This is a genomic window from Kosakonia oryziphila (assembly GCF_900094795.1).
GTDB classification, from domain to species: domain Bacteria; phylum Pseudomonadota; class Gammaproteobacteria; order Enterobacterales; family Enterobacteriaceae; genus Kosakonia; species Kosakonia oryziphila.
Genome location: NZ_FMBC01000014.1, coordinates 14,996 through 36,389 on the forward strand (window position 1 = coordinate 14,996; position 21,394 = coordinate 36,389).

Here is a 21,394-nt window from a genome sequence, read left to right on the forward strand (position 1 = left end):
AGCATGAAGAAAGCCCTTTTGGTGGTGAGCTTTGGCACCAGTTATCACGACACCTGTGAAAAAAACATTGTCGCCTGCGAGCGCGATCTGGCGGCGAGCTGCCCGGATCGTACGCTGTTTCGCGCCTTTACCTCCGGGATGATAATTCGCAAGCTCAAACAACGCGATAACCTGCATATCGACACGCCGCTGGAGGCGTTGCAAAAGCTGGCAGAACAGGGATATCAGGATGTGGCGATCCAGTCGCTGCACATTATCAATGGTGACGAATACGAAAAAATCGCTCGTGAAGTCCAGACACTGCGCCCGCTGTTCAAACGGCTGGTGATTGGCGCGCCGTTGCTTAACAGTCACGAAGATTATCTGCATCTGATGCAGGCGCTCTCCCGGCAGATGCCCCAGGTTGCTGCCGATGAGCGCGTGGTGTTTATGGGCCACGGCGCCAGCCATCACGCTTTTGCGGCTTACGCCTGCCTCGACCATATGATGGCGGCGCACCGTTTTCCGGCACGGGTTGGCGCGGTTGAGAGCTACCCGGAAATCGATCTGCTGATCGACGCATTTCGTCGTGAAGGCGTGAAAGCGGTGCACCTGATGCCGCTGATGCTGGTGGCGGGCGATCATGCGATCAATGACATGGCGTCGGATGACGACGATTCGTGGAAGACGCAGTTTGAGCGCGTCGGTATTGCCGCGACGCCGTGGTTACAGGGCCTGGGCGAGAATGTCGACGTGCGCGCGATGTTTGTTCAGCATCTGCATCAGGCGCTGGCGCAGGTGACGGAGGTTGCAGCATGAGCGGTAAACTCTATGCACTGAGTACCGGCCCAGGTGCTACTGATCTGATCACCGTGCGCGGTGCGCGCATTCTCGGACAGCTCGATGTGCTGTATGCTCCGGCTGGGCGCAAAGGCGGCGACAGTCTGGCGCTTTCCATTGTGCGAGAGTACCTCAATGTGCAGACCGAAGTACGCTGTTGCCACTTTCCAATGAGCGCTGACAGCGCGGAAAAAGAAGCGGTATGGGACGACGTCGCCGCCGCGCTGGCAGCGGAAGTGCAGGCCGGTAAACAGGTGGGGTTTATTACTCTCGGCGATGCGATGCTGTTCAGCACCTGGGTATTCCTGCTGCAACGGCTTGGCCAGCCGCAGTGGTTGGAGATTGTCCCTGGCGTCACGTCGTTTGCTGCCATTGCCGCACGTGCGCAGGTGCCGCTGGCAATGGAGCAACAGTCGCTGGGCGTAGTGTCCTGTACCGCGCCGGAGGAGGAAATCCGCCAGGCGTTACAGCAACATGACAGCCTGGTGCTGATGAAAGTCTATGGCCGTTTTGCCCGAATCAAAGCGCTGCTGGCACAAGCGGGGCTTTTAGCACACGCCCTGATGATGGCGGAAGCTACCCTGCCCGGCGAGCAGTGCTGGCGGCAGCTTAGCGAGGTCCCTGATGACCAACCGCTGCCCTATTTTTCGACCATTCTGGTGAATAAACAGTGGGAGAGAAGATGAAAACGCAACAACGGAAACTGCTGCCGTGCTGTGGGCTTGCCGCTGCGCTGCTGCTGATGTCGGGGTTGGCGCGCGGTTGATGCAGGCAAAACATCTGCTGCGTGAATTTTATGCCCGTATGTGGGCGATGCGGGTTAAGGAGGCGTCATGACACTGGCGATTATGTTGCAGGGCACCGCCTCGGACGTGGGTAAAAGCGTGCTGGTGGCCGGGCTGTGCCGCATTTTTTATCAGGATGGGCTGAAAACCGCTCCCTTTAAATCGCAGAATATGGCGCTCAATTCTGGTATTACGCCGGATGGCCAGGAGATGGGGCGCGCGCAAATATTCCAGGCGGAAGCGGCGGGTATTGTACCGGATGTGCGGATGAATCCGGTGCTGCTTAAACCCACCAGCGACCGTAAAGCACAAGTGGTGCTGATGGGCAAAGTGGCGACCGACATGGATGCCGTTAGCTATCACGACTACAAACCGCATTTGCGGGCGCAAATTATGCGTGTCTGGCAAAGTCTGGCGCAGGAGTACGACGCGCTGGTGCTGGAAGGGGCAGGCAGCCCGGCGGAGATCAACCTGCGCGATCGGGATATCGTCAACATGGGCATGGCGGAAATGGCCGCGTGCCCGGTTATCCTGGTGGCGGATATCGATCGCGGCGGCGTCTTCGCGGCCATTTACGGTACGCTGGCGCTGCTCCAGCAGCATGAGCGCTGGCGGGTAAAAGGGGTGATTATCAATAAATTCCGCGGTGACGTTGCGCTACTGACGCCAGGCATAAAACAGATTGAAGAACTGACGGGTGTTCCGGTTATCGGTGTGATGCCGTGGCTGGAGGTCGATCTCGAAGATGAAGATGGTGTGGCGCTGCAACGTGGCAAATACCTGCGCACCGGCGAGCGGGCACTGGATATTGCGGTGGTGCAGTTTCCACATATTTCCAACTTCACCGATTTTAACGCGCTGGCGGCGCAGCCGGATGTGCGCGTGCATTACGTGCGCTCGCCCGATGCGTTGCAGGGCGCGGATCTGGTGATTTTACCGGGCAGTAAAAATACCCTCGGCGATCTTCACTGGCTACGCGAAAGCGGGTTGGCGAAGGCGCTGCTTGCCAGGCATTGCGCGGGCGTGCCGACAATCGGCGTTTGTGGTGGCTACCAGATGCTCGGCACGACGATCGTCGACGAGGTGGAGTCCGGGTTAGGTACGCAGCCAGGGCTGGGGCTGCTCGATACCATTACCCATTTCGCGCAGGATAAAACCACCACGCTTGTTGAGGCCCGTCTACAAGAGACATTAGCTGGCTGGCTGGCGAACTGCGCCGGGCTGGCGCTGCGCGGATATGAGCTCCATATGGGCGAAACAACATTGCAAAGCAGTTGCCGCCCGGCGCTGTGGTTAGAAAAAAACGGTCAGCGTGTCGCGGATGGCGCGATCAGTGATGACGGTCTGGTGTTTGGCACTTATCTGCACGGCCTGTTCGACAGCGATGCGTTTACCCGCGCCTTGTTGAACGGCCTGCGCGAGCGTAAAGGGTTGGGGCCGCTCGATATAACCGTGAATTATGCCGACTATAAAGCGCAGCAGTTTGATATCCTCGCCGACGCCATGCGCAAGCATGTCGACATCGATCGTATCTACCAGATTATGCAGCAACATCAGGAGCAAACATGTTAACCCTTGTTACCGGCGGGGCGCGCAGCGGCAAGAGCCGCCACGCCGAGTCGCTGGTTGCAGACGCCAGTCGCGTACTCTATATCGCCACTTCGCAGATCTTTGATGCAGAAATGGCGGCGCGTATTGCACACCATCGGGCGAGCCGCCCGGCCCACTGGCGTACCGAGGAGCGCTGGCAGCAGTTGGCTGAGATCATTACTCCCGCCAACGATAGCCGCGAAGCCGTACTTCTGGAGTGTATTACCACGCTGACGACCAATCTGCTGTTTGCCTTTGGCGGCGAGCGTGACCCGGAACAGTGGGATTACACCGTGCTGGAAACACAGGTACAGCAGGAAATTGAGGCGCTGATAGCCGCCTGCGTGGCCTGCCCGTCGCCAGTGGTGCTGGTCACCAATGAAGTGGGAATGGGCATTGTGCCTGAAAACCGCCTCGCACGGCATTTCCGCGATATTGCCGGGCGCGTCAATCAGCGGCTGGCGCAGGCGGCGGATCACGTCTGGCTAGTGGTTTCCGGAATTGGAGTCAAAATCAAATGAAACTGTTCTTCGCCACGCTGTCGTTTATCAGCCGTCTGCCGGTACCAGAGCGTTGGGTACAGGGGCTGGATGTCGCCGATTATGTGCGCGGGATTGTCACTTTTCCCCTGATCGGCGCGCTACTGGGCGCTATTAGCGGCGGCGTACTGGTGATATTACAGCCGTGGTGCGGCGCACCGCTGGCAGCGCTGTTCTGCGTGCTGGCGCTGGCGCTGCTGACCGGTGGCTTCCATCTTGATGGTCTTGCCGATACCTGCGACGGCGTTTTTTCCGCCCGGCGGCGCGAGCGGATGCTGGAGATCATGCGTGACAGCCGTCTCGGCACACATGGCGGTCTGGCGCTGGTGTTTGTGCTGGCCGCGAAAATCCTCACCCTTAGTGAACTGCAACTGCGTGATGCGCCGATGATCGCAGCACTGGCAGCGGCCTGTGCTGCCGGACGTGGCTGCGCGGTGCTACTGATGTTCGGTCATCGCTACGCCCGTGAAGAGGGGCTTGGCAATCTGTTTATCGGCAAAGTTTCGGGGCGCGATACGTCAGTCACGCTCATCATTACCGCGCTGGTAACGATCGGGTTGCTGGGCGCGAAAGGGCTTATGGCGCTGCTGGTGACGCTGGCGGCGGTATTTCTGCTCGGGCAGATGCTGAAGCGCACGCTTGGCGGGCAGACCGGCGATACGCTTGGCGCTGCCATTGAGCTTGGCGAACTGATTTTTCTTCTGGCGCTGTTATAAACAGCCCACAACATAACGAGAAACAGCATGCAGAGATTAACGACATTACTGGCAAGCATTCCGGCACCCGATGACGTGGCGATGGCGCAGGCACGGGTTCATCTGGATGGTTTACTGAAGCCGCAAGGCAGTCTGGGGCGACTGGAAGCACTAGCGGTACAACTGGCCGGTATGCCGGGGCTGAATGGCGCGCCACAGATCGCGGAAAAAGCGATTGTGGTGATGTGCGCCGATCACGGTGTCTGGCATGAAGGCGTGGCGATTTCACCGCAGGTGGTGACCGCCATTCAGGCGGCGAACATGACACAGGGCACCACGGGCGTCTGTGTGCTGGCGGCGCAGGCCGGGGCGAAAGTGCATGTGCTGGATGTCGGTATTGATGCTGATCCGATCCCGGGGATTGTCAATATGAAGGTAGCGCGCGGTAGCGGGAATATCGCCAACGGTCCGGCGATGAGCCACGGGCAGGCGCAGGAACTGCTGTTGGAAACGATGCGTTATACCCGTGAACTGGCGGCGCAGGGCGTGACGCTGTTTGGCGTTGGCGAACTGGGAATGGCCAACACCACGCCCGCCGCGGCGATTGTCAGCGTGCTGACCGGTGAAGCGCCGGAATCGGTGGTCGGTATCGGTGCCAATCTGCCGGAAACGCTGCTCGGTCATAAAGCGCAGGTGGTGCGCAGAGCCATTGCGGTGAACCAGCCGGATGCGGCCGATGGCCTTGACGTGCTGGAGAAAGTGGGCGGTTATGATCTGCTCGGCATGACCGGCGTGATCCTCGGCGCCGCAACCTGCGGTTTGCCGGTGGTGCTTGATGGTTTCCTCTCTTACGCCTCGGCGCTGGCCGCCTGCCGTATCGCGCCGCAGGTTAAGCCGTATCTGATCCCGTCGCATCTCTCGGCGGAAAAAGGCGCGCGCATCGCACTCGAACATTTAGGCCTGGAGCCGTATCTCAATATGGGCATGCGGCTCGGCGAGGGTAGCGGCGCGGCGCTGGCGATGCAACTGGTGGATGCTGCCTGCGCGATTTACAACAAGATGGGCACGCTGGCGGCGAGCAATATCGTACTGCCGGAAACTAAATAAATGTGCCCGCTGGACTAATCAAGCGGGTGATGGAAAAACGTCCCGTGGGGGAAGTGTTGCTAACTCGCCGCCTGTCATCCTCGGCGAGTCAACGTTGCAGGTGGCGGCTGACGCCGGTTTATTGCCGCTCCATTACCTTTAACAGCGTATCCAGCAGCCCCGGGAAGCAGGCATCCAGATCTTCCCGGCGCAGCGAAATCATATTTTCCCGCCCCTGTGGGCGCTGCCAGACCACGCCGCTATCGCGCAGTACGCGCCAGTGATGCGTCATGGTTGACTTCGCAACATCCTGCGGTCGCAATGTATTGCAGCTCAGTTCAGCGCCATCGGCGAGCCGTTTGATCATCGCCAGGCGCAGCGGGTTACCGAGGGCGAAGAGCACATTTTCCAGGCGAAATTGCTCACGTTCTGGGTGATTAGCGATCATAATATTCCTGTGTGGCGAAGGCCTGGTTTAAGAAAGTCACGGTCGGGCCGGTACTATACGCAAACTCAATTTTTAAAGCCACGACGTCAGTCCTGGCTCAACCAATCGTTATAATAGCAAAAATAGTTCGAATATACTCGTACAGTTGTACTATGATACATGCCAGTGAATTGCGGCCAATTCCGGCCGCGAGTTAAAAGTCAAATGACTAAGGACGCATCATGCCCCGACCCATCCCCCTCGAACGTTATCGCAACATCGGTATCTCCGCGCATATCGATGCCGGTAAAACAACCACCACCGAGCGCATCCTGTTTTACACCGGAATGAGCCACAAACTGGGGGAAGTACATGATGGCGCGGCAACAACCGACTGGATGGAACAGGAGCAGGAGCGCGGGATCACCATTACTTCTGCGGCGGTAAGCTGCTTCTGGCCCGGTATGGACAGAAGTTATGAGCCGCACCGTATCAACATTATCGACACCCCTGGGCATGTGGATTTCACCATTGAAGTGGAACGCTCCATGCGCGTACTCGACGGCGCAGTCATGGTGTATGACTCGGTGGGCGGCGTGCAGCCGCAATCGGAAACCGTCTGGCGGCAGGCCAACAAATATCACGTGCCGCGTCTGGCCTTCGTCAACAAGATGGATCGCCCCGGCGCGGATTTCTTCCGTGTGGTGCAGATGATGATTGATCGTCTGAAAGCCAACCCGGTGCCGATCGTGATCCCTATTGGCGCTGAAGAGCATTTCACCGGCGTAGTGGATTTGATCAAAATGCGTGAAATCATCTGGGATGACGCTACGCAGGGCATGGTCTTCAGCTACGCGCCGGTGCCGGAAGAATTACAGGCGACCGCACTGGAGTGGCGGGAAAAAATGGTCTCTGCGGCGGCGGAAGCCAGTGAAGCGTTGATGGATAAATATCTGGAAACGGGTTCGCTCAATGAAGACGAAATCATTGCCGGTCTGCGTAAACGTACGGTCGCCGGGGAGATCCAGCCGATGCTGTGTGGCAGCGCCTTTAAAAACAAAGGTGTGCAGCGCATGCTTGATGCGGTTGTCGAACTGATGCCATCGCCGCTGGATATTCCTGCCATTCAGGGCGTGGATGAAAAAGGCCGGCCTGCGGAACGCCACCCGAGCGATGAAGAACCGTTCTCGGCGCTGGCGTTTAAACTGATGACCGACCCGTATGTCGGCCAGCTCACTTTTATCCGCGTCTATTCCGGCGTGCTGAAAAAAGGTGATGCGGTCTATAACCCGGTGAAAGGTAAGAAAGAGCGTATTGGTCGTATCGTGCAGATGCATGCCAATGATCGCCATGAAGTGGATGAGCTGCGTACCGGCGATATCGCAGCCTGTGTCGGGCTGAAAGATGTCACCACCGGCGATACCCTAAGTGACCCGGATGCAGTGATCACGCTGGAGCGTATGGAATTCCCGGAACCGGTGATTTCGCTGGCTATCGAGCCGAAAACCAAAGCGGACCAGGAAAAAATGGGTATCGCGCTGCAACGGCTGGCCTCCGAAGACCCGTCGTTCCGTCTGCACACGGATGAAGAGTCCGGCCAGACGATCATTTCTGGTATGGGCGAGCTGCACCTGGAGATTATCGTCGACCGTATGAAACGTGAGTTCGGCGTGGAAGCGAACATCGGTCGCCCGCAGGTGACTTACCGTGAAACGCTGCGTAAAACCGTGAAAGACATTGAAGGCAAGTTTGTTCGTCAGTCCGGTGGGAAAGGGCAGTATGGCCACGTGGTGCTGACGCTCGAACCGCTGGAGCCGGGTAGCGGCTTTGTCTTTGAAGACGCCACCAAAGGCGGCGTGGTGCCGCGCGAGTACATTCCCTCCGTGGAGAAAGGGCTACGTGAAGCTATGAACAGCGGCGTGCTGGCTGGTTATCCGGTGGTGGATGTGAAAGCGACGCTGACATTCGGCTCCTACCATGATGTCGACTCGTCGGAAATGGCGTTCCGCATGGCGGCCATCTTTGGTTTCAAAGAGGGTGCGCGCAAAGCGGATCCGGCAATTCTGGAGCCGGTGATGCACGTAGAGGTGGAAACGCCGGAAGAGTACGCTGGTAATATTATGGGCGATCTCTCTTCCCGTCGCGGTATGGTGCAGGGCATGGAAGAGCGCTTCGGCAGCCAGATCATTCGCGCTGACGTGCCGCTGGCCGAGATGTTCGGTTACTCCACCACGCTGCGCTCCATGTCTCAGGGGCGTGCAACCTACAGCATGGAGTTCCATCACTACGCGGAAGCGCCGCGCAATGTGGCGGACGAGATCATCTCCAGTCGCGCCAAAGGATGACCGCGATGTTCTGAACCTAAACTCCGCTACGGCGCTGAGGGATCTCAGTAATGGGCGGGTAAAAAAGCAGGCATAGAATTTGTGATCTACTGGTTTGAGCAACCTATTTAATGCGATCATCTCTATGCCTGCTTGCCAGAAATGTCAGAATTTTTTCCGCGGTGCGCTGGCACCGTTCTTAACTCTTTCGCCAGAACTTACCACACCAGGGTGCTGGTTTATTAGCGCTGATTTATAAGGGTTTTTCAGCGTCCGGGCAGGCTATACACAAGCATTTGGTGAACCATAAAAAGTTGGTATAAAAACGTTTACTAACAGGAGAAGGAACATTCATGGAGTGGGTAAACGCCCTGATGAGCCATTTAGCGCTTCATCCATTCAGATTGTGGGGACTCCTTTTTGTAATAGCATTCGCAAAATCTACGTTCCTTATTTCAACGGTATTACCGCCAGCATCTGTTATGTTGGCCGCTGTAATTTCCGTCGGTAATGCGGTGCTTTCAACATGGGAGGCGGGAATTGCTGTCATGATTGGCGCATGGTGTGGGACAATCGTTAATTATCATCTTGGTATGATGATGGGGCATCTGCCCTGGTTTGCACGCATAATGTCGCGTCATGCCGATACCGTAGTGCGGGTTCGCCGTCGGTTGCAAAACAGTACTGTACCGGTACTTTTCACCTCACGCTTTATTGCCGTGCTGCGTTACATTGTGCCGTTGGTAGCTGGAATGTTGCGGCTTCATCCGGTGAAAGTGTATGCAGTCAGTCTGATCTCTGCGGCGAGCTGGTCAGTGCTGTATGTTGGCGGCTTTAGTCTCGTTTTGCCTTTTTTTAGCTAAGAGCCTATCCCGGTATGTCAGGATTTTTACCGCGCGTATAGTATTCACCACGCACGATAAACCGGGAGTGTAAGTTTTCTCGCTGCGTCATAACCTGCTGTAAAAAAGCAGAAAATGTGTAAAACGGACTATGCTTATCTTGTCTCCGCCGTTTTTAAGGAATGTCACCATGTGCCGCGTAAAACTGCTTTGCTGTCTGCTTGCCCTGATCTCCACCCGCGCTGCGCTGGCAGTCAGCTACCCTTTGCCACCCGAGGGCAGCAGGCTGGTGGGAAGCCCGCAAACCATCACTATCGAGCGGGGCAATACATTGCCGCTTGAAGCCTTTGCCGCGAAGTACGGACAGGGGTTGAGCAACTTGCTGGAGGCGAACCCCGATGCCGATCCGTTCCTGCCGAAAGCGGGTTCAAAGCTAATTATTCCCCAACAGGTAATCCTGCCTGATACGGTGCGTGAAGGCATTGTCGTCAACGTTGCGGAGATGCGCATTTACTATTACCCGAAAGAGAGCAACACGGTGGAGATCCTGCCGATTGGTATTGGTCAGGCGGGACGAGAAACGCCGCGTAACTGGGTTACCTCGGTGGAGCGTAAACAAGCAGGGCCGACCTGGACGCCGACGCCCAAAACCCGTCAAGCCTATGCCGCAGAGGGGAAAACTTTGCCCGCTTTTGTACCTGCCGGGCCGGACAACCCGATGGGGTTGTATGCTATCTATATCGGTAAGCTGTATGCCATTCATGGCACCAATGCCAACTTCGGTATTGGTTTACGCGTCAGTCAGGGCTGTATTCGCCTGCGTAATGCGGATATCAAATATCTGTTTGATAACGTTCCGGTCGGGACGCGTGTGCAGGTTATCGATCAACCGGTGAAAATGACCACCGAGCCAGACGGCAGCCGCTGGCTGGAAGTTCACGAACCCCTCTCGCGCAATCGCGCAGAATTTGAATCCAGTAATAAAGTTCCCTTACCGGCCACGCCGATGCTACAGACACTGATGAAAGGTAACGAGGTCAATGTTAGCCGGGCATCTGCCGAACTTGAACGCCGTTCGGGGATGCCGGTGAATATTAGTATTCAACCCGGGCAGCACCTGTAATCTGGCGGCGGGCTGGTTGTGCAGTTGGAGAGCCATCCCGCAGCGGGCATCAATTAATTTGAAGCTTAATGTTAAATAAATGATATTTATTTGCATCAGATAGTGCGTAGAGTAGGGGGACTCAAGGGCAGGATAAGCGGCGCATATATTGGTATGTGGCGTAAATATATTCCGCCTGCTGCGTTTTTCCTAAAAGGACCCCCGAAGCCATGAAAAAGATCGGATTTTTGACCTTTGGTCACTGGACGCCTTCAGCGCAATCTGCCACTCGCTCAGCCGCTGATGCACTGTTGCAATCCATCGATCTGGCGGTTGCCGCTGAAGAGCTGGGCGCGGATGGTGCCTATTTCCGCGTACACCATTTTGCCCGTCAGCTCAGTTCTCCTTTCCCGCTGCTGGCCGCCATCGGTGCGAAAACCCGCAATATCGAGATCGGCACCGGTGTTATTGATATGCGCTATGAAAACCCGCTCTATATGGCCGAAGATGCAGGCGCGGCAGACCTTATTTCCGGCGGTCGCCTGCAACTGGGGATCAGTCGGGGTTCGCCAGAGCAGGTGATTGATGGCTGGCGCTATTTCGGTTATCAACCCGACGAAGGCGAGAGTGAGGCCGACATGGCGCGTCATCGCACCGAAACGTTGCTGGAGATCCTGAAAGGTGAAGCGTTCGCCACGCCAAACCCACAGCCGATGTTTCCGAATCCGCCCGGACTTTTACGTCTGGAACCTTATTCTGCGGGTTTGCGTGAGCGTATCTGGTGGGGAGCAGGTTCGAATGCGACCGCTGTCTGGGCAGCAAAACTGGGGATGAATTTGCAAAGCTCTACGCTGAAAGACGATGAAACCGGAGAGCCATTCCACATTCAGCAGGCGCAGCAGATCCGCGCGTATCGTGCGGCCTGGGCAGAAGCAGGGCACCAGCGCACGCCGCGCGTTTCCGTTAGCCGCAGCATTTTTGCGCTGATGGACGATCGCGACCGCGCTTATTTCGGCAGCAGCCGCAACGATCAGGACAAAGTGGGGTTCCTTGATGAGAAAACCCGTGCGGTGTTTGGTCGTAGCTACGCGGCAGAGCCGGAAAAACTGGTTGAAATGCTGAAACAGGACGAGGCGATTGCTGAAGCCGATACCTTATTGTTGACCGTGCCAAATCAGTTGGGTGTAGATTACAACGTGCATGTGATCGAATCGATTCTTAAGCATGTGGCCCCGGCTATGGGCTGGCGTGATTAATGTGAAAAAACAGGCGTGAAATATTGCGTGAGTTCACAAAATAACGCGACGGAGTGATTTGTCGCTTGTCAGTGAATTAAAAGCCAGTATCCTTTCGCAGGACAAACTGGATTGCTACCGTATTATTCTCTGACCAATACGGGCAAAACCTGAATCTTTTTTCTGAGCATTTACTGCCTGGGAAAGTGATTCAGGTTTTTTTTTTGGGGCTTTGAAAGGGTATCGGATTTTTATCAGGTGGCGCGAATACATGAAAATACCGATTACCTGCCAGTTTGGGTAAAGCATGAAATACTCTGCTAGTCGTTGCGGCGTATTTTGTGAACGGTTCTGGTTTGCGTGATGAATGATTTGTCTATGCGCCACCGGGGGAATAACCAGCCGTTCATTTTACTGGTACAGATAATTAACTACCTGATCTCGATTCGTCTCATCAGGCGGGGTTGTATTGCCTGAATATCTAACCAGCTCATGTTAATCAACCCATTTATTACCATGGATAACAGGAATAAAAAGATGATAAATAAAAAGCATCAACTGAAATGGATTGCACTCTTAATCTCTTCTGCGCTGGTTTCCGGTAGCGCTGCTGCTGCAAAACTCTCTGTTGAACAGCGTCTGGAATTACTGGAAAAAGCACTGGCTGAAAACCAGCAGGAATTACAGACTACTAAGCAAGAGCTACAGCAATATAAAACCCGGTTTGACAGACAGCCGGATCCTGCACGTGAAACGGGTACTGTCGCAAATAATAATTCCGCCGATAAAACCGATGTGGCAACATCTGCACCAACCGGCGCGACACCCGCACAAGAGGTGACACTGGCGGATATCACTCAATATGTGAAAAACGAGCTCGGCTTCAGTTACACAGGCTACTTCCGCTCCGGCTGGTCGAGCGGAACACGCGGCGCACCGAAGTCTTACGCCATTGGTTCCCTGGGACGATTCGGTCAGGAAAACAGTGCCTGGTTCGACCTGGAATTGTCGCAGAAAGTCTACGATGCTGGCGGCAAGGTGGCGAAAGCCGTGGTCAAACTGGATGGTAACGTTGGCCAGCAGTACAGCGCGGGCTGGTTTGACAGCACGTCGGAAAATCTCCTGCAATTCTCGGATATCTACCTGACGACCAAAGGGTTCCTGCCGTTTGCGCCGGAAGCGGATTTTTGGGTGGGTAAACATAACCTGCCGGTGTATGAAATTCAGATGCTTGACTGGAAAAGCCATCGCACGAACGCCGGATCTGGCCTCGGTATCGAGAACTGGCAGCTCGGCCCCGGCAAGTTAAATATGGCCATCACGCGAGAAGATGTTAATGCTCATTCGGTCGATTATGTGACCTCGGGCAATACGCAGCAGGTTAACGCCAACAGCGCAGAGGTGCGCTATAAAGATATTCCACTATGGGATACAGCATCGCTGGAAATGTTTGCGCGTTATGCGATGCCCAATGAAACCAACAGCAATCATAAAAATGAAGATAATGGTAGCTATTACAGCGTCAAAGATGCCTGGCATGGAGGCTTAATTCTGCGGCATAAATTTAGCAACGGCGGATTTAACGAATTAACATTCCAGGCGGCGAATAACTCCATCGCCAGCGGATTTGCGTTAATTTCGGATTCTAACCCAGCGTACGGTTATTATGACCAATATTATGGTGAGCATAGTTACGGCAAAGCCTTTCGCGCGATTTCTCAGGGCGAGAACTATTTAAGCCCGGATGTGATTATGGCGCATGCGCTGGTCTATACTCACGGTAATGATGTTTACGACTACAATAGCGGTGCCCATACTGACTTTAATTCTGTTCGTGCGGCGGTTCGCCCGGCATATATCTGGGATACGTTTAACCAAACTGGTGTGGAGCTTGCCTGGTTCGATCAGAAAAATAAAACTGGCGGCAATGAATATCATGAATCAGGTTATAAAGCTACGCTCTATCATGCGCTGAAAGTGGATACCAGCCTGTTGGCCTCGCGCCCTGAAATTCGTTTCTATGGAACTTATCTGAAGGTGAACGATAATGGCATCAGCCAGTTTGAGTTTGCTGATGCGAAAAGAGACCAGTTCACCGTTGGCGTACAGGCAGAAGTGTGGTGGTAATAAATTAAAAATTCTGTGCCTGCATATAGCAGGCCTTTTTAGTTAAAGATGTTTAAGCATATGATCGAGAAATGCGCGTACCGCAGGATTGGAACGACGGCTTTCATGCCAGACAGCCGAAATATTGCGGCGCTCTATCGCAAAATCTGCCAGTACGGGAACTAACTTTTTATCCCTTACCAGGGAAGCCACCATAAAATTCGCGGCCATGCCTATTCCGGCCCCGGCAGTAATTGCGGCGATGACGGCTTCGCTTGCCTCAACAATGATCGTTGACGAAGGGACGATCTCGATTTCCCGCTCTCCGACGCGGAACGGCCAGCGAAAAAGTTGCCCCGTATTCTGGTAACGCAGATTAATCGTTTTATGCCCAATTAAGTCGTTGGAATGCTCCGGAGGTGTGCAACGGGATAAATATTCAGGCGAAGCATAACAACCTATCTGATAGGGCGGGAGGCGGCGAGACAGGAGACTGGAATCCGCAAGCTCACCCATTCGAATGGCAATTAGCCAAGGCATCGACTGCCCATCAGCGTGCTGCCAGGGGAAGTATTCAGGGCAAAATTGTGCTGACAAACGATTAACCATTTCCCCGATTTGTCCTGCATTGCGATCGGGTGAGGTTTTGCAATATGACGCCTTTAACGAAAGAGGGTTGTTGGATATGCAATAACCCTTTGATGCCGGTTGAGTTGGTTATGCGCTTTAGTTACCGTTTTACGGGTAGCTGAAGCGCACGAATCTGAATTAGTGTGAGCTTGTTTTCCGTTCGGCAAAATAGTGGGCCGGCGTGCTGCCCATCGTTTTTCTGAACATAGTGATGAATGCATTCACGGACTCATACCCCAATTTAGCCGCCACGTTTTGCACGGATACGCCGCTGGCTAACTCCTGTAGCGCAATAATCAAATGGAGTTGCTGGCGCCATCGTCCAAAGGTCAGCCCCGTTTCGCGCAACATCAATCGCGCCAGAGAACGTTCGCTTATTGCCAGGCGTTTCGCCCACTCTTTAAACGTACTCCGATCCTCCGGCTGGCTTACCAGCGTATCGGCCATGGTACGTATTTTGGGATTCGAAGAGACAGGCAGGCTCAGTTTCTGCTGCGGCATGGTGGCTAATTCGTCGAGCGTCACCCTGGTAAGCCTGGCAACGTGGCTATCCGCCGGGTAATCAATGCCCTCGTGGGTTAAACGGTCAACTAATTCTTTAATCAACTGAGAAATGGCCAGCGTGCAACACTTTTCCGGGAGTGCTGCGGCGCCGGGTTCAATAAATAAATAATTAAGATGCGCGTTCCAGGTCGCTTTGGCGCTATGTGGGATCCCGCCGGGGATCCAGACAGCACAGTGCGGCGGCACGATCCATATATCATTTTCCGCGCGACAGATAACAGCGCCATACAGCGCAATGATCAGTTGTCCCTTGCGGTGTGTATGCATTGGCACTTCGGCTGCGTAATCAACGAACTGGAGATGACGTGCAACGGCAGGGCACGGTGTGGCGTCAGGATCAAATACTTGAGTGGCATCATTAGTCTGCATAGCATTGGCAACATTTAGTGATTTTTTGACAGAATAGAGTATTTAAGCGAGTACGCAAGTCGGTAATAATCCCGGCATGAACAAAATAAACTTCTGTCACTGCCGCTTTGGCCGGGCGATATCCAACGTGTTTCATCGTACAGGCACCGTAATGGCTTCATTGACGCTGCAAAATGACGCCAATGCGTTGCTGTATTCCATCAAGAGCTTTGCCGCAGCGATGCTCGCTTATTACATCGCCTTATCGATCGGTCTTGAAAGGCCTTCCTGGTCAATTATTACCGTTTATATTGTTTCGCAGACCTCGGTTGGCGCTTCACTCAGCCGATCCCTTTATCGGCTGGCCGGAACAGTTATCGGTGCCGCAGCGACCGTGTTGATTGTGCCCACTTTCGTGAATATGCCGATTTTTTGCAGCGTGGTGCTTACCGCCTGGATCACTTTCTGCCTTTACTTATCCCTGCTTGAACGAACACCCCGCGCTTACGCTTTTGTCTTAGCCGGTTACACCGCGAGCCTGATTGGTTTTCCTGCGGTAGCGAATCCCGGCGCGATGTTTGACACCGCTATCGTCCGGGTGCAGGAGATCGTGATTGGCATCCTCTGCGCGTCGCTTCTTCACCGTTATGTCCTGCCAAAACGGATCTCCGGCCTGTTCAACAGCAAATTATCGGAAACGCTGCGCTCGGCGCGACAGACCCTTGCTGACGCGCTGGCAGGCAAATCCGATAAGGCGGCAAACAGTCTGCATCTGGCACTGGCGTTGCAGTACCTTCAGGGCGTCAGCCACCACATTCCCTATGACTTCGCCCTTTCCGTACCTGTCCGGCATGCCAGAAATGCCCTGCATGACAAGCTGGCCCGACTGTTAATCGTGATCTGTGAATTACGCGATCGCGTGCAGATGATTGAGGCGATGCCGGACGATCTACGCAGACTGCTGTGCGATGTTCAGCACTGGCTCGCCTGCCAGGATGAGCGGGAACGAAAAATTACGGCAGAAACGCTAAGAATACGCAGCGAGCAGTTAACGGCGCAGCAGGCTAAACACGCGCTGACGTTGCAAGATGCAGTGCAAGCAAGCTTTGCCCGCCATCTGACGGAAGCCATCCTTCTTATACAGCAATGCGAGCGTCTTGCCGGGGCCATACATGACGCGAAACCGGCGCCAGGGCTGGTGCAAGACCACACGGTAAAAGGCTATGTTTTCCATCGCGATCATTTTGCCGCTGCACGCACTGCGCTGGGGGCGTTTGCGATAATCATGAGCGGCTGCCTGGTATGGATTTTCTCGGCCTGGCCTGATGGCGGCACGGCAGTTTCTATCCTTGGTGTCTGCTGTACGTTGTTTGGCAGTTTCGACGCCCCGGTTCCGCATATTGTGAAATACATTATTGGCTCCTTCTGGGGCGTATTGATAAGCCTGATCTACAGCTTTGCCCTTCTTCCATACGTTACTGAATTCACTGTATTGGTTGCGGTGTTTGCACCGGCATATCTGCTGGCCGGATCGCTCCAGGCGCGGCCACCCACCACGTTTATGGCCATGGGGATCACCCTCACGCTGCCGGTGTTGTGCGAGTTAGGTCCCCACTACAGCGGAGACTTCGCCGTGGCTGTCAACACCGCCATCGCCTTATTTGCCGCGACCGGTTTTGCCGTGATCGGTATGAGCTTGCTGCAAACGGTGCAGGCAGACGCGGCAATAAACCGCCTGCTGAAGCGTTGTCGTCGCGATATACGACGCAGCGTGAAAGGCGCCTTTAAACCCGACGAGACACACTGGACCAATCTAATGATCGACAGGACTGCCTTGTTACTTCCGCGTTTGCAGCGTAGCAGGCAATCGCCAGCGCAGACGCTTAATCAGATGCTGCACTATTTGCGGATTGGCCTCGGCGTTATGCATTTGCGTCGTGGCTATTCCCCGGCGGGAGATGATACGGGTAAAGCGCTCAACGAGGTGTTCTACCTGCTTAGCCGCGCCACGGATACCGCTATCTTGCGCCAGCGTATTGCCGCCATGATTGGCCTCTGTTTGCCGGGCGGGCAGCAACAATCGCAGCAATTCATTGGCAGGTTGGTTGATTTGTACTGCGCATTGCAGGAGCAGAACAGGGAGCAGGCCGATGATCAATGACATGAATATTGGCGGTGTCTTTTTCCCCGGCCTGCTGGTTATCGCGGTTCTGGCTCTGGTCTTTACCTTGTTGTGCGTGTCGCTTTTCTCATTCAACAGGTTTTACCTGCGTTTGCCTTATCGCCCGCTGATGGGTTTCTCAATCTATATCGTTACTTTTTCCCTGTTTATCCAGGGGCTGAATGCGCTGGGGTTATTTGCATGAAATCTTTGCTCTCTCTGTTTGTACGTTATGCACTGACATTAAGCGCAGTGGCAGTGGCAACCCTTCTGGCTTTTATGATGTGGAAACATTATGCGCAGATACCCTGGACCCGCGATGGCCGGGTGCGTGCCGATGTGGTGCAGATTGCACCTGAGGTTTCCGGGCCGGTGAGCAGTATGGAAGTCAAAGATAATCAATGGGTTAATCGTGGCGATGTGCTCTACACGATCGATCCGCGCTGGTTAAAGCTGGCCGTGGTCAGCGCTCAGGCCGACGTCGAGGCTAAACGCCATGAGATGTTAATGCGTCAGGATGCGGCGACAAGACGTTCCCGCATCAAAGGCGTGATCTCCAGCGAAGATTTGCAGCAAACAGACAGTGCGGCGAACGTCGCGGTGGCGAACTACCATGGCGCGCTGGCTGCGTTGGAACTGGCTCAGCTTAATTTATCCCACGCCACCGTTCGCTCGCCGGTTGCAGGTTATGTCACGCATCTGCGGCTTCGCGCTGGCGACTATGCCAGCGCTGGCGAAACAAAAGTGGCCATCGTCGATGCGAACAGCTTCTGGGTTGTGGGGTATTTCGAGGAGACCAAACTTCGCCATATCCGTGTGGGAAGCAGTGCGCAGATAGCATTGATGGGGTTTGAGCCCGCCATTATCGGCCATGTCGAGAGTATCGGGCATGGGATCGGTGACAGTAATGACGAGACGGGTGGGCTTGGCCTGCCAGACGTGGAACCGACATTCAGTTGGGTACGGCTCGCACAACGTATTCCGGTGCGCATTCATATCGACACTTTACCGGCGGGAATTGATCTGGTGGCTGGCTTGTCCGCGAGCGTGTTGATTACGCCATAACGACATCACGTTTCTGGTCAATATTCCGCACACTTTGGGTTTAACGCTATGAACCACAGAAAAGAACTTATCATCAATTTAATCGCGTGGATTAATCGCAATATTCAGTCGCCAATGAAAATTGATGATGTCGCAGCAAAATCCGGCTATTCAAAATGGCACTTACAGCGACTGTTTTTTGCGGAAACGGGCCAGAATCTGGGCCAGTTTATCAGGGAGCGAAAGCTCAGTTTAATTGCCGAGCAACTGATAACCTCCAATGAGTCATTAATTAGTCTGGCAATGAAATACGGCTTTGACTCTCAGCAATCATTAACCCGGGCATTTCACAAAAAATATCAACTGCCGCCGCATAAATACAGAAAGACATTTTTCCGTCAGCATTTCGATGATTTTCATAGCAGCATAAAACTACGGAAATAATCACCGCATAATAGTAGCGGTGAGTCTTCTGTTGCCGATACGGCCCTGTGCGGGTTATGCCGATCGCGGCTGTAACTGGTAAATCCATGCGCTGACGCGCTTGCCCTCAGTGGTGGTGACTTCGACCAAAACGCGATCGTAGCCCTCTTCAAATTCATCCAGCATCGGCCAGTGTTCAGTAAGGTTGTTGGATAAAAACAGATAACCGTGTACCTGTGAGCCGTTTTTATCCAGGACGATGCCAGGAAAATCGGCGGCGGCTCCCCAGCCACGCGCGTAAAACGTACCGGTGACGTAGCCCGGCAGCCATTCACCGCCGATGTTTTCCAGGATATGTGCATTAGAACAGCCGGGACGCAGTGTGCCATAGACAAATAACGATTCCATTTTCCCTCAACAATCAATGCGATAAAGCCTTAACGGGCGAAGAGTATCCAAAATACGTTTTTGTGATGAGGTTCGCAACTGTCTGCAAACGTGGGCGAGGTAAACGCCGAAAAGCAAAAAGCCTGCTCGAAAGCAGACTTCTCTAAATCTGGCTCCTCTGACCGGGAGCGTTTTAGTCAGTAACTTGATGATAAATAAGCTAAATATCGTAGCCCTTCCTGTCAAGACCACCAGAATGACCACCAATATCGAATGAGTGTGCACCAAAGCGCAGATGCGATGCTTATTACTGCAGTAAAGTAGAACTATCTACTACAGGCAAAGGCAGTGGCCTGCTTCACTGGATTGCATTTTTACAGGTAATGGACGCAACAGGATAGATGTTATTTCCATGAAGTTAATGTTATGTCTTTAAAAAAGATAAGGGGATGGGAATGTTAAGAGCTTTTAATTATTTCTTCTATATGTTGCTGGCGCTTTGTGCGGTATCGGCATTTGCACAAGAGACAACGCAGCAACCGATTAAAGTTTCCGATGGGATAACCTATGAGCTTATTGGCCGCTGGGACGTAGATCGTTTGAATAAAATATTGACAGTTGATACACCCGCATTTTCAGGCGTTAATGTGAAATACACACCGGCTAAAAATGCCGTTAAGCTTTATCGAGTGATCTATCCTTCATCCATTCCTGAACACGGCAACAAACCTACGATGACCTCAGGACTGCTTGCCATCCCTGACACCGCGGGAAAATCTTTCCCAATGGTTTCTTACCAACATGGGACTGTTTATGGAAAACACCAGGTTCCCTCTTTTCCTGATGAATCTCCTGAGACGCAATTGATGATCGCGCAGTTTGCTTCACAGGGCTATATTGTTATTGGGGCTGATTATTTTGGCCTGGGCGTCTCCACTGAACCCGAAGGTTATATGGTAAAAGCCAGTCATCAGCAGGCAACCTACGACATGATTAACTCATCGCGGCAGGTTCTGGCGCAAATGGGGCTGGAAAATCCTCATCTTTTTTTGGCGGGATGGTCACAAGGTGGTTTTGTGACCATGGCATTGCTTGAAAAACTCGAAGCTATAGGAATGAAAGTACAGGCGACGGCAACCGCTAGTGCACCATTAGATGTTTTTGCCCTCATGAATGGATTTCTTTCATTCCCGCGCAAATTTGATGCGGACTGGTTAAATAGTATTGTGATACTTTCGGCCTTTGCCTATGAAAACTATTACGGTATTCCAGGCCTGGCGCGCTCTGTTATTACCGATGAATATTATGATGTGGCGAAAAAAGCCTATGACCGCCAACCTTTTAATCCAGCAGATATTACTTCTGACCTACACAAACTTATTCGTCCTGAATATTTCGACCCGCAATATTTCGCTAATTCGGCCTATGGTCGGTTAATGAGCGATGCCCAGGCCTATCGGTGGGTAATCGCTTCTCCGGTACACAACTACTACGGAGAGGCTGATGAAGCGATCACAGTAGGGGTAGGTAAAATGGCCATGACTTATGCACAGTCTATGGGAGCAGGTAATACGTTGGTTGAGGCCATATCCACCGGGAAAACGACGCATAGAGGCACCTTTGCCACGGCAGTCCCGCTTTGGAAAATCTGGTTTGACTCTAAACAGTAACAATAAAGAACTCGCTCAACCTGTATGCCCTGATATTATTATCAGGGCATACAGAGTGGTCATAATGTGATATCAGCGGTATATAAAGCTGATATTATCCTCGTCTGTATCGCTGATATGAATGAGCACAGTTATATCTCTTCGGGTAAGCTGCCTGCTTCTCAAGCCGCTTCAACGTTTTCCTGGTTTGTTCGTCTGTAGTGACACACTGAACTACAGGGCGCATGAAACAAGGGCATTCACCCGGATGCATTACCAACATATTTACCAGCAAAGGGTATGGCTTCGAGTGGTTTTTAGTGAACGCGAAAGAAGGGATAACCACTGACAGAAATGCAAAAAAGCAGACGTCGGTAAACGTCTGCTTTCTTTAAATCTGGCTCCTCTGACTGGACTCGAACCAGTGACATACGGATTAACAGTCCGCCGTTCTACCGACTGAACTACAGAGGAATCGTGTGGAGGCCTATCTTAGCGGCGAAAAATCTTTTGTCAAACCTCATTTTAGCGATAACGAGCTGACTGATGAATCCATCGACAGTTTGACCTAATAAGCACCAATTTTCGGAGTAAATGCTTTGCAGGATCAGTGTTTCTACCTCATCATTTGAAATGTG

At 53.4% G+C, this 21,394-nt stretch carries 20 protein-coding genes, 1 tRNA gene and 1 pseudogene; 17 read left to right on the plus strand and 5 right to left on the minus strand.

What is annotated here, in order from left to right; genetic code table 11:
* The first annotated feature begins 3 nt into the window (after positions 1-3).
* From cbiK to cobT, 6 genes are all read left to right on the plus strand, one after another.
* The gene (gene cbiK, locus GA0061070_RS08535) at positions 4-798 is read left to right on the plus strand and encodes a sirohydrochlorin cobaltochelatase (protein WP_090135288.1); all 795 of its coding nucleotides are present in this window, start codon (positions 4-6) and stop codon (positions 796-798) included.
* On the plus strand, positions 795-1,505 hold the full coding sequence (locus tag GA0061070_RS08540; protein WP_090135290.1) for a cobalt-factor II C(20)-methyltransferase: 711 nt from the start codon (positions 795-797) through the stop codon (positions 1,503-1,505). Before cbiK ends, GA0061070_RS08540 begins: the two co-directional genes overlap by 4 nt.
* Positions 1,506-1,652: 147 nt before the next feature.
* Positions 1,653-3,176: a cobyric acid synthase gene (locus GA0061070_RS08545; protein ID WP_090135292.1), complete on the plus strand. Its 1,524-nt coding sequence runs from the start codon at positions 1,653-1,655 to the stop codon at positions 3,174-3,176.
* On the plus strand, positions 3,170-3,715 hold the full coding sequence (gene cobU, locus GA0061070_RS08550) for a bifunctional adenosylcobinamide kinase/adenosylcobinamide-phosphate guanylyltransferase (protein WP_090135294.1): 546 nt from the start codon (positions 3,170-3,172) through the stop codon (positions 3,713-3,715). Before GA0061070_RS08545 ends, cobU begins: the two co-directional genes overlap by 7 nt.
* A complete protein-coding gene (cobS, locus tag GA0061070_RS08555) occupies positions 3,712-4,449 on the plus strand; it encodes an adenosylcobinamide-GDP ribazoletransferase (protein ID WP_090135296.1) in 738 nt (245 codons plus the stop codon). The genes cobU and cobS overlap by 4 nt, the downstream gene beginning before the upstream one ends.
* Positions 4,450-4,476: 27 nt before the next feature.
* Positions 4,477-5,535 carry a nicotinate-nucleotide--dimethylbenzimidazole phosphoribosyltransferase gene (cobT, locus tag GA0061070_RS08560; protein ID WP_090135300.1) on the plus strand — a complete coding sequence of 353 codons (1,059 nt, stop codon included), beginning with the start codon at positions 4,477-4,479 and terminating at the stop codon, positions 5,533-5,535.
* A 118-nt stretch (positions 5,536-5,653) separates the two neighbouring features.
* Here the strand turns inward: cobT and GA0061070_RS08565 are convergent, their stop codons facing one another.
* Positions 5,654-5,962, minus strand: a complete 309-nt coding sequence (locus GA0061070_RS08565) for an ArsR/SmtB family transcription factor (protein WP_090135302.1) — start codon at positions 5,960-5,962, stop codon at positions 5,654-5,656.
* Between the two features lie 221 nt (positions 5,963-6,183).
* Here GA0061070_RS08565 and fusA point away from each other — a divergent pair, with 221 nt between their 5' ends.
* The 5 genes from fusA to GA0061070_RS08590 all read left to right on the plus strand — a co-directional run bounded on the left by fusA (position 6,184) and on the right by GA0061070_RS08590 (position 13,571).
* Positions 6,184-8,286 (plus strand): elongation factor G, encoded by a 2,103-nt coding sequence (gene fusA / locus GA0061070_RS08570; protein WP_090135304.1) that lies wholly within the window; start codon positions 6,184-6,186, stop codon positions 8,284-8,286.
* Between the two features lie 332 nt (positions 8,287-8,618).
* Positions 8,619-9,128, plus strand: a complete 510-nt coding sequence (locus GA0061070_RS08575) for a DedA family protein (RefSeq protein WP_090135306.1) — start codon at positions 8,619-8,621, stop codon at positions 9,126-9,128.
* 169 nt (positions 9,129-9,297) lie between these two features.
* Positions 9,298-10,230 carry a L,D-transpeptidase gene (gene ldtA, locus GA0061070_RS08580; protein WP_090135308.1) on the plus strand — a complete coding sequence of 311 codons (933 nt, stop codon included), beginning with the start codon at positions 9,298-9,300 and terminating at the stop codon, positions 10,228-10,230.
* A gap of 209 nt (positions 10,231-10,439) precedes the next feature.
* Positions 10,440-11,465 (plus strand): LLM class flavin-dependent oxidoreductase, encoded by a 1,026-nt coding sequence (locus tag GA0061070_RS08585; RefSeq protein WP_090135310.1) that lies wholly within the window; start codon positions 10,440-10,442, stop codon positions 11,463-11,465.
* A 516-nt stretch (positions 11,466-11,981) separates the two neighbouring features.
* A complete protein-coding gene (locus GA0061070_RS08590) occupies positions 11,982-13,571 on the plus strand; it encodes a carbohydrate porin (protein WP_090135312.1) in 1,590 nt (529 codons plus the stop codon).
* 42 nt (positions 13,572-13,613) lie between these two features.
* Here the strand turns inward: GA0061070_RS08590 and GA0061070_RS08595 are convergent.
* Positions 13,614-14,078, minus strand: a pseudogene (locus tag GA0061070_RS08595) (substrate binding domain-containing protein); the annotation flags it as partial.
* Positions 14,079-14,318: 240 nt separating this feature from the next.
* The gene (locus tag GA0061070_RS08600) at positions 14,319-15,113 is read right to left on the minus strand and encodes an AraC family transcriptional regulator (RefSeq protein WP_090135313.1); all 795 of its coding nucleotides are present in this window, start codon (positions 15,111-15,113) and stop codon (positions 14,319-14,321) included.
* A gap of 76 nt (positions 15,114-15,189) precedes the next feature.
* Between GA0061070_RS08600 and GA0061070_RS08605 the strand changes: the two genes are divergently transcribed.
* From GA0061070_RS08605 to GA0061070_RS08620, 4 genes are read left to right on the plus strand one after another with little or no spacing between them, the layout of a single operon-like run.
* On the plus strand, positions 15,190-17,253 hold the full coding sequence (locus GA0061070_RS08605; RefSeq protein ID WP_090135315.1) for an FUSC family protein: 2,064 nt from the start codon (positions 15,190-15,192) through the stop codon (positions 17,251-17,253).
* The gene (locus GA0061070_RS08610) at positions 17,243-17,458 is read left to right on the plus strand and encodes a DUF1656 domain-containing protein (protein WP_090135317.1); all 216 of its coding nucleotides are present in this window, start codon (positions 17,243-17,245) and stop codon (positions 17,456-17,458) included. The genes GA0061070_RS08605 and GA0061070_RS08610 overlap by 11 nt, the downstream gene beginning before the upstream one ends.
* Complete coding sequence (locus tag GA0061070_RS08615) at positions 17,455-18,318, plus strand: efflux RND transporter periplasmic adaptor subunit (protein WP_090135319.1); 864 nt, start codon at positions 17,455-17,457, stop codon at positions 18,316-18,318. The genes GA0061070_RS08610 and GA0061070_RS08615 overlap by 4 nt, the downstream gene beginning before the upstream one ends.
* Positions 18,319-18,366: 48 nt before the next feature.
* Positions 18,367-18,741: a helix-turn-helix domain-containing protein gene (locus GA0061070_RS08620; RefSeq protein WP_090135321.1), complete on the plus strand. Its 375-nt coding sequence runs from the start codon at positions 18,367-18,369 to the stop codon at positions 18,739-18,741.
* Positions 18,742-18,795: 54 nt separating this feature from the next.
* Here GA0061070_RS08620 and GA0061070_RS08625 read toward each other — a convergent pair whose 3' ends face one another.
* Positions 18,796-19,128 (minus strand): gamma-glutamylcyclotransferase family protein, encoded by a 333-nt coding sequence (locus GA0061070_RS08625; protein ID WP_090135323.1) that lies wholly within the window; start codon positions 19,126-19,128, stop codon positions 18,796-18,798.
* Between the two features lie 434 nt (positions 19,129-19,562).
* Here GA0061070_RS08625 and GA0061070_RS08630 point away from each other — a divergent pair, with 434 nt between their 5' ends.
* Positions 19,563-20,777: an alpha/beta hydrolase family protein gene (locus GA0061070_RS08630; protein WP_090135325.1), complete on the plus strand. Its 1,215-nt coding sequence runs from the start codon at positions 19,563-19,565 to the stop codon at positions 20,775-20,777.
* Between the two features lie 377 nt (positions 20,778-21,154).
* On the opposite strand, the gene GA0061070_RS08635 is transcribed toward GA0061070_RS08630, so the two are convergent.
* A tRNA-Asn gene (locus GA0061070_RS08635) sits at positions 21,155-21,230 on the minus strand.
* A 5-nt stretch (positions 21,231-21,235) separates the two neighbouring features.
* Between GA0061070_RS08635 and GA0061070_RS25945 the strand changes: the two genes are divergently transcribed.
* Entirely contained in the window at positions 21,236-21,328 is a 93-nt protein-coding gene (locus tag GA0061070_RS25945) for a DUF5951 family protein (protein WP_425256044.1), read from the plus strand.
* Positions 21,329-21,394: the final 66 nt, after the last annotated feature.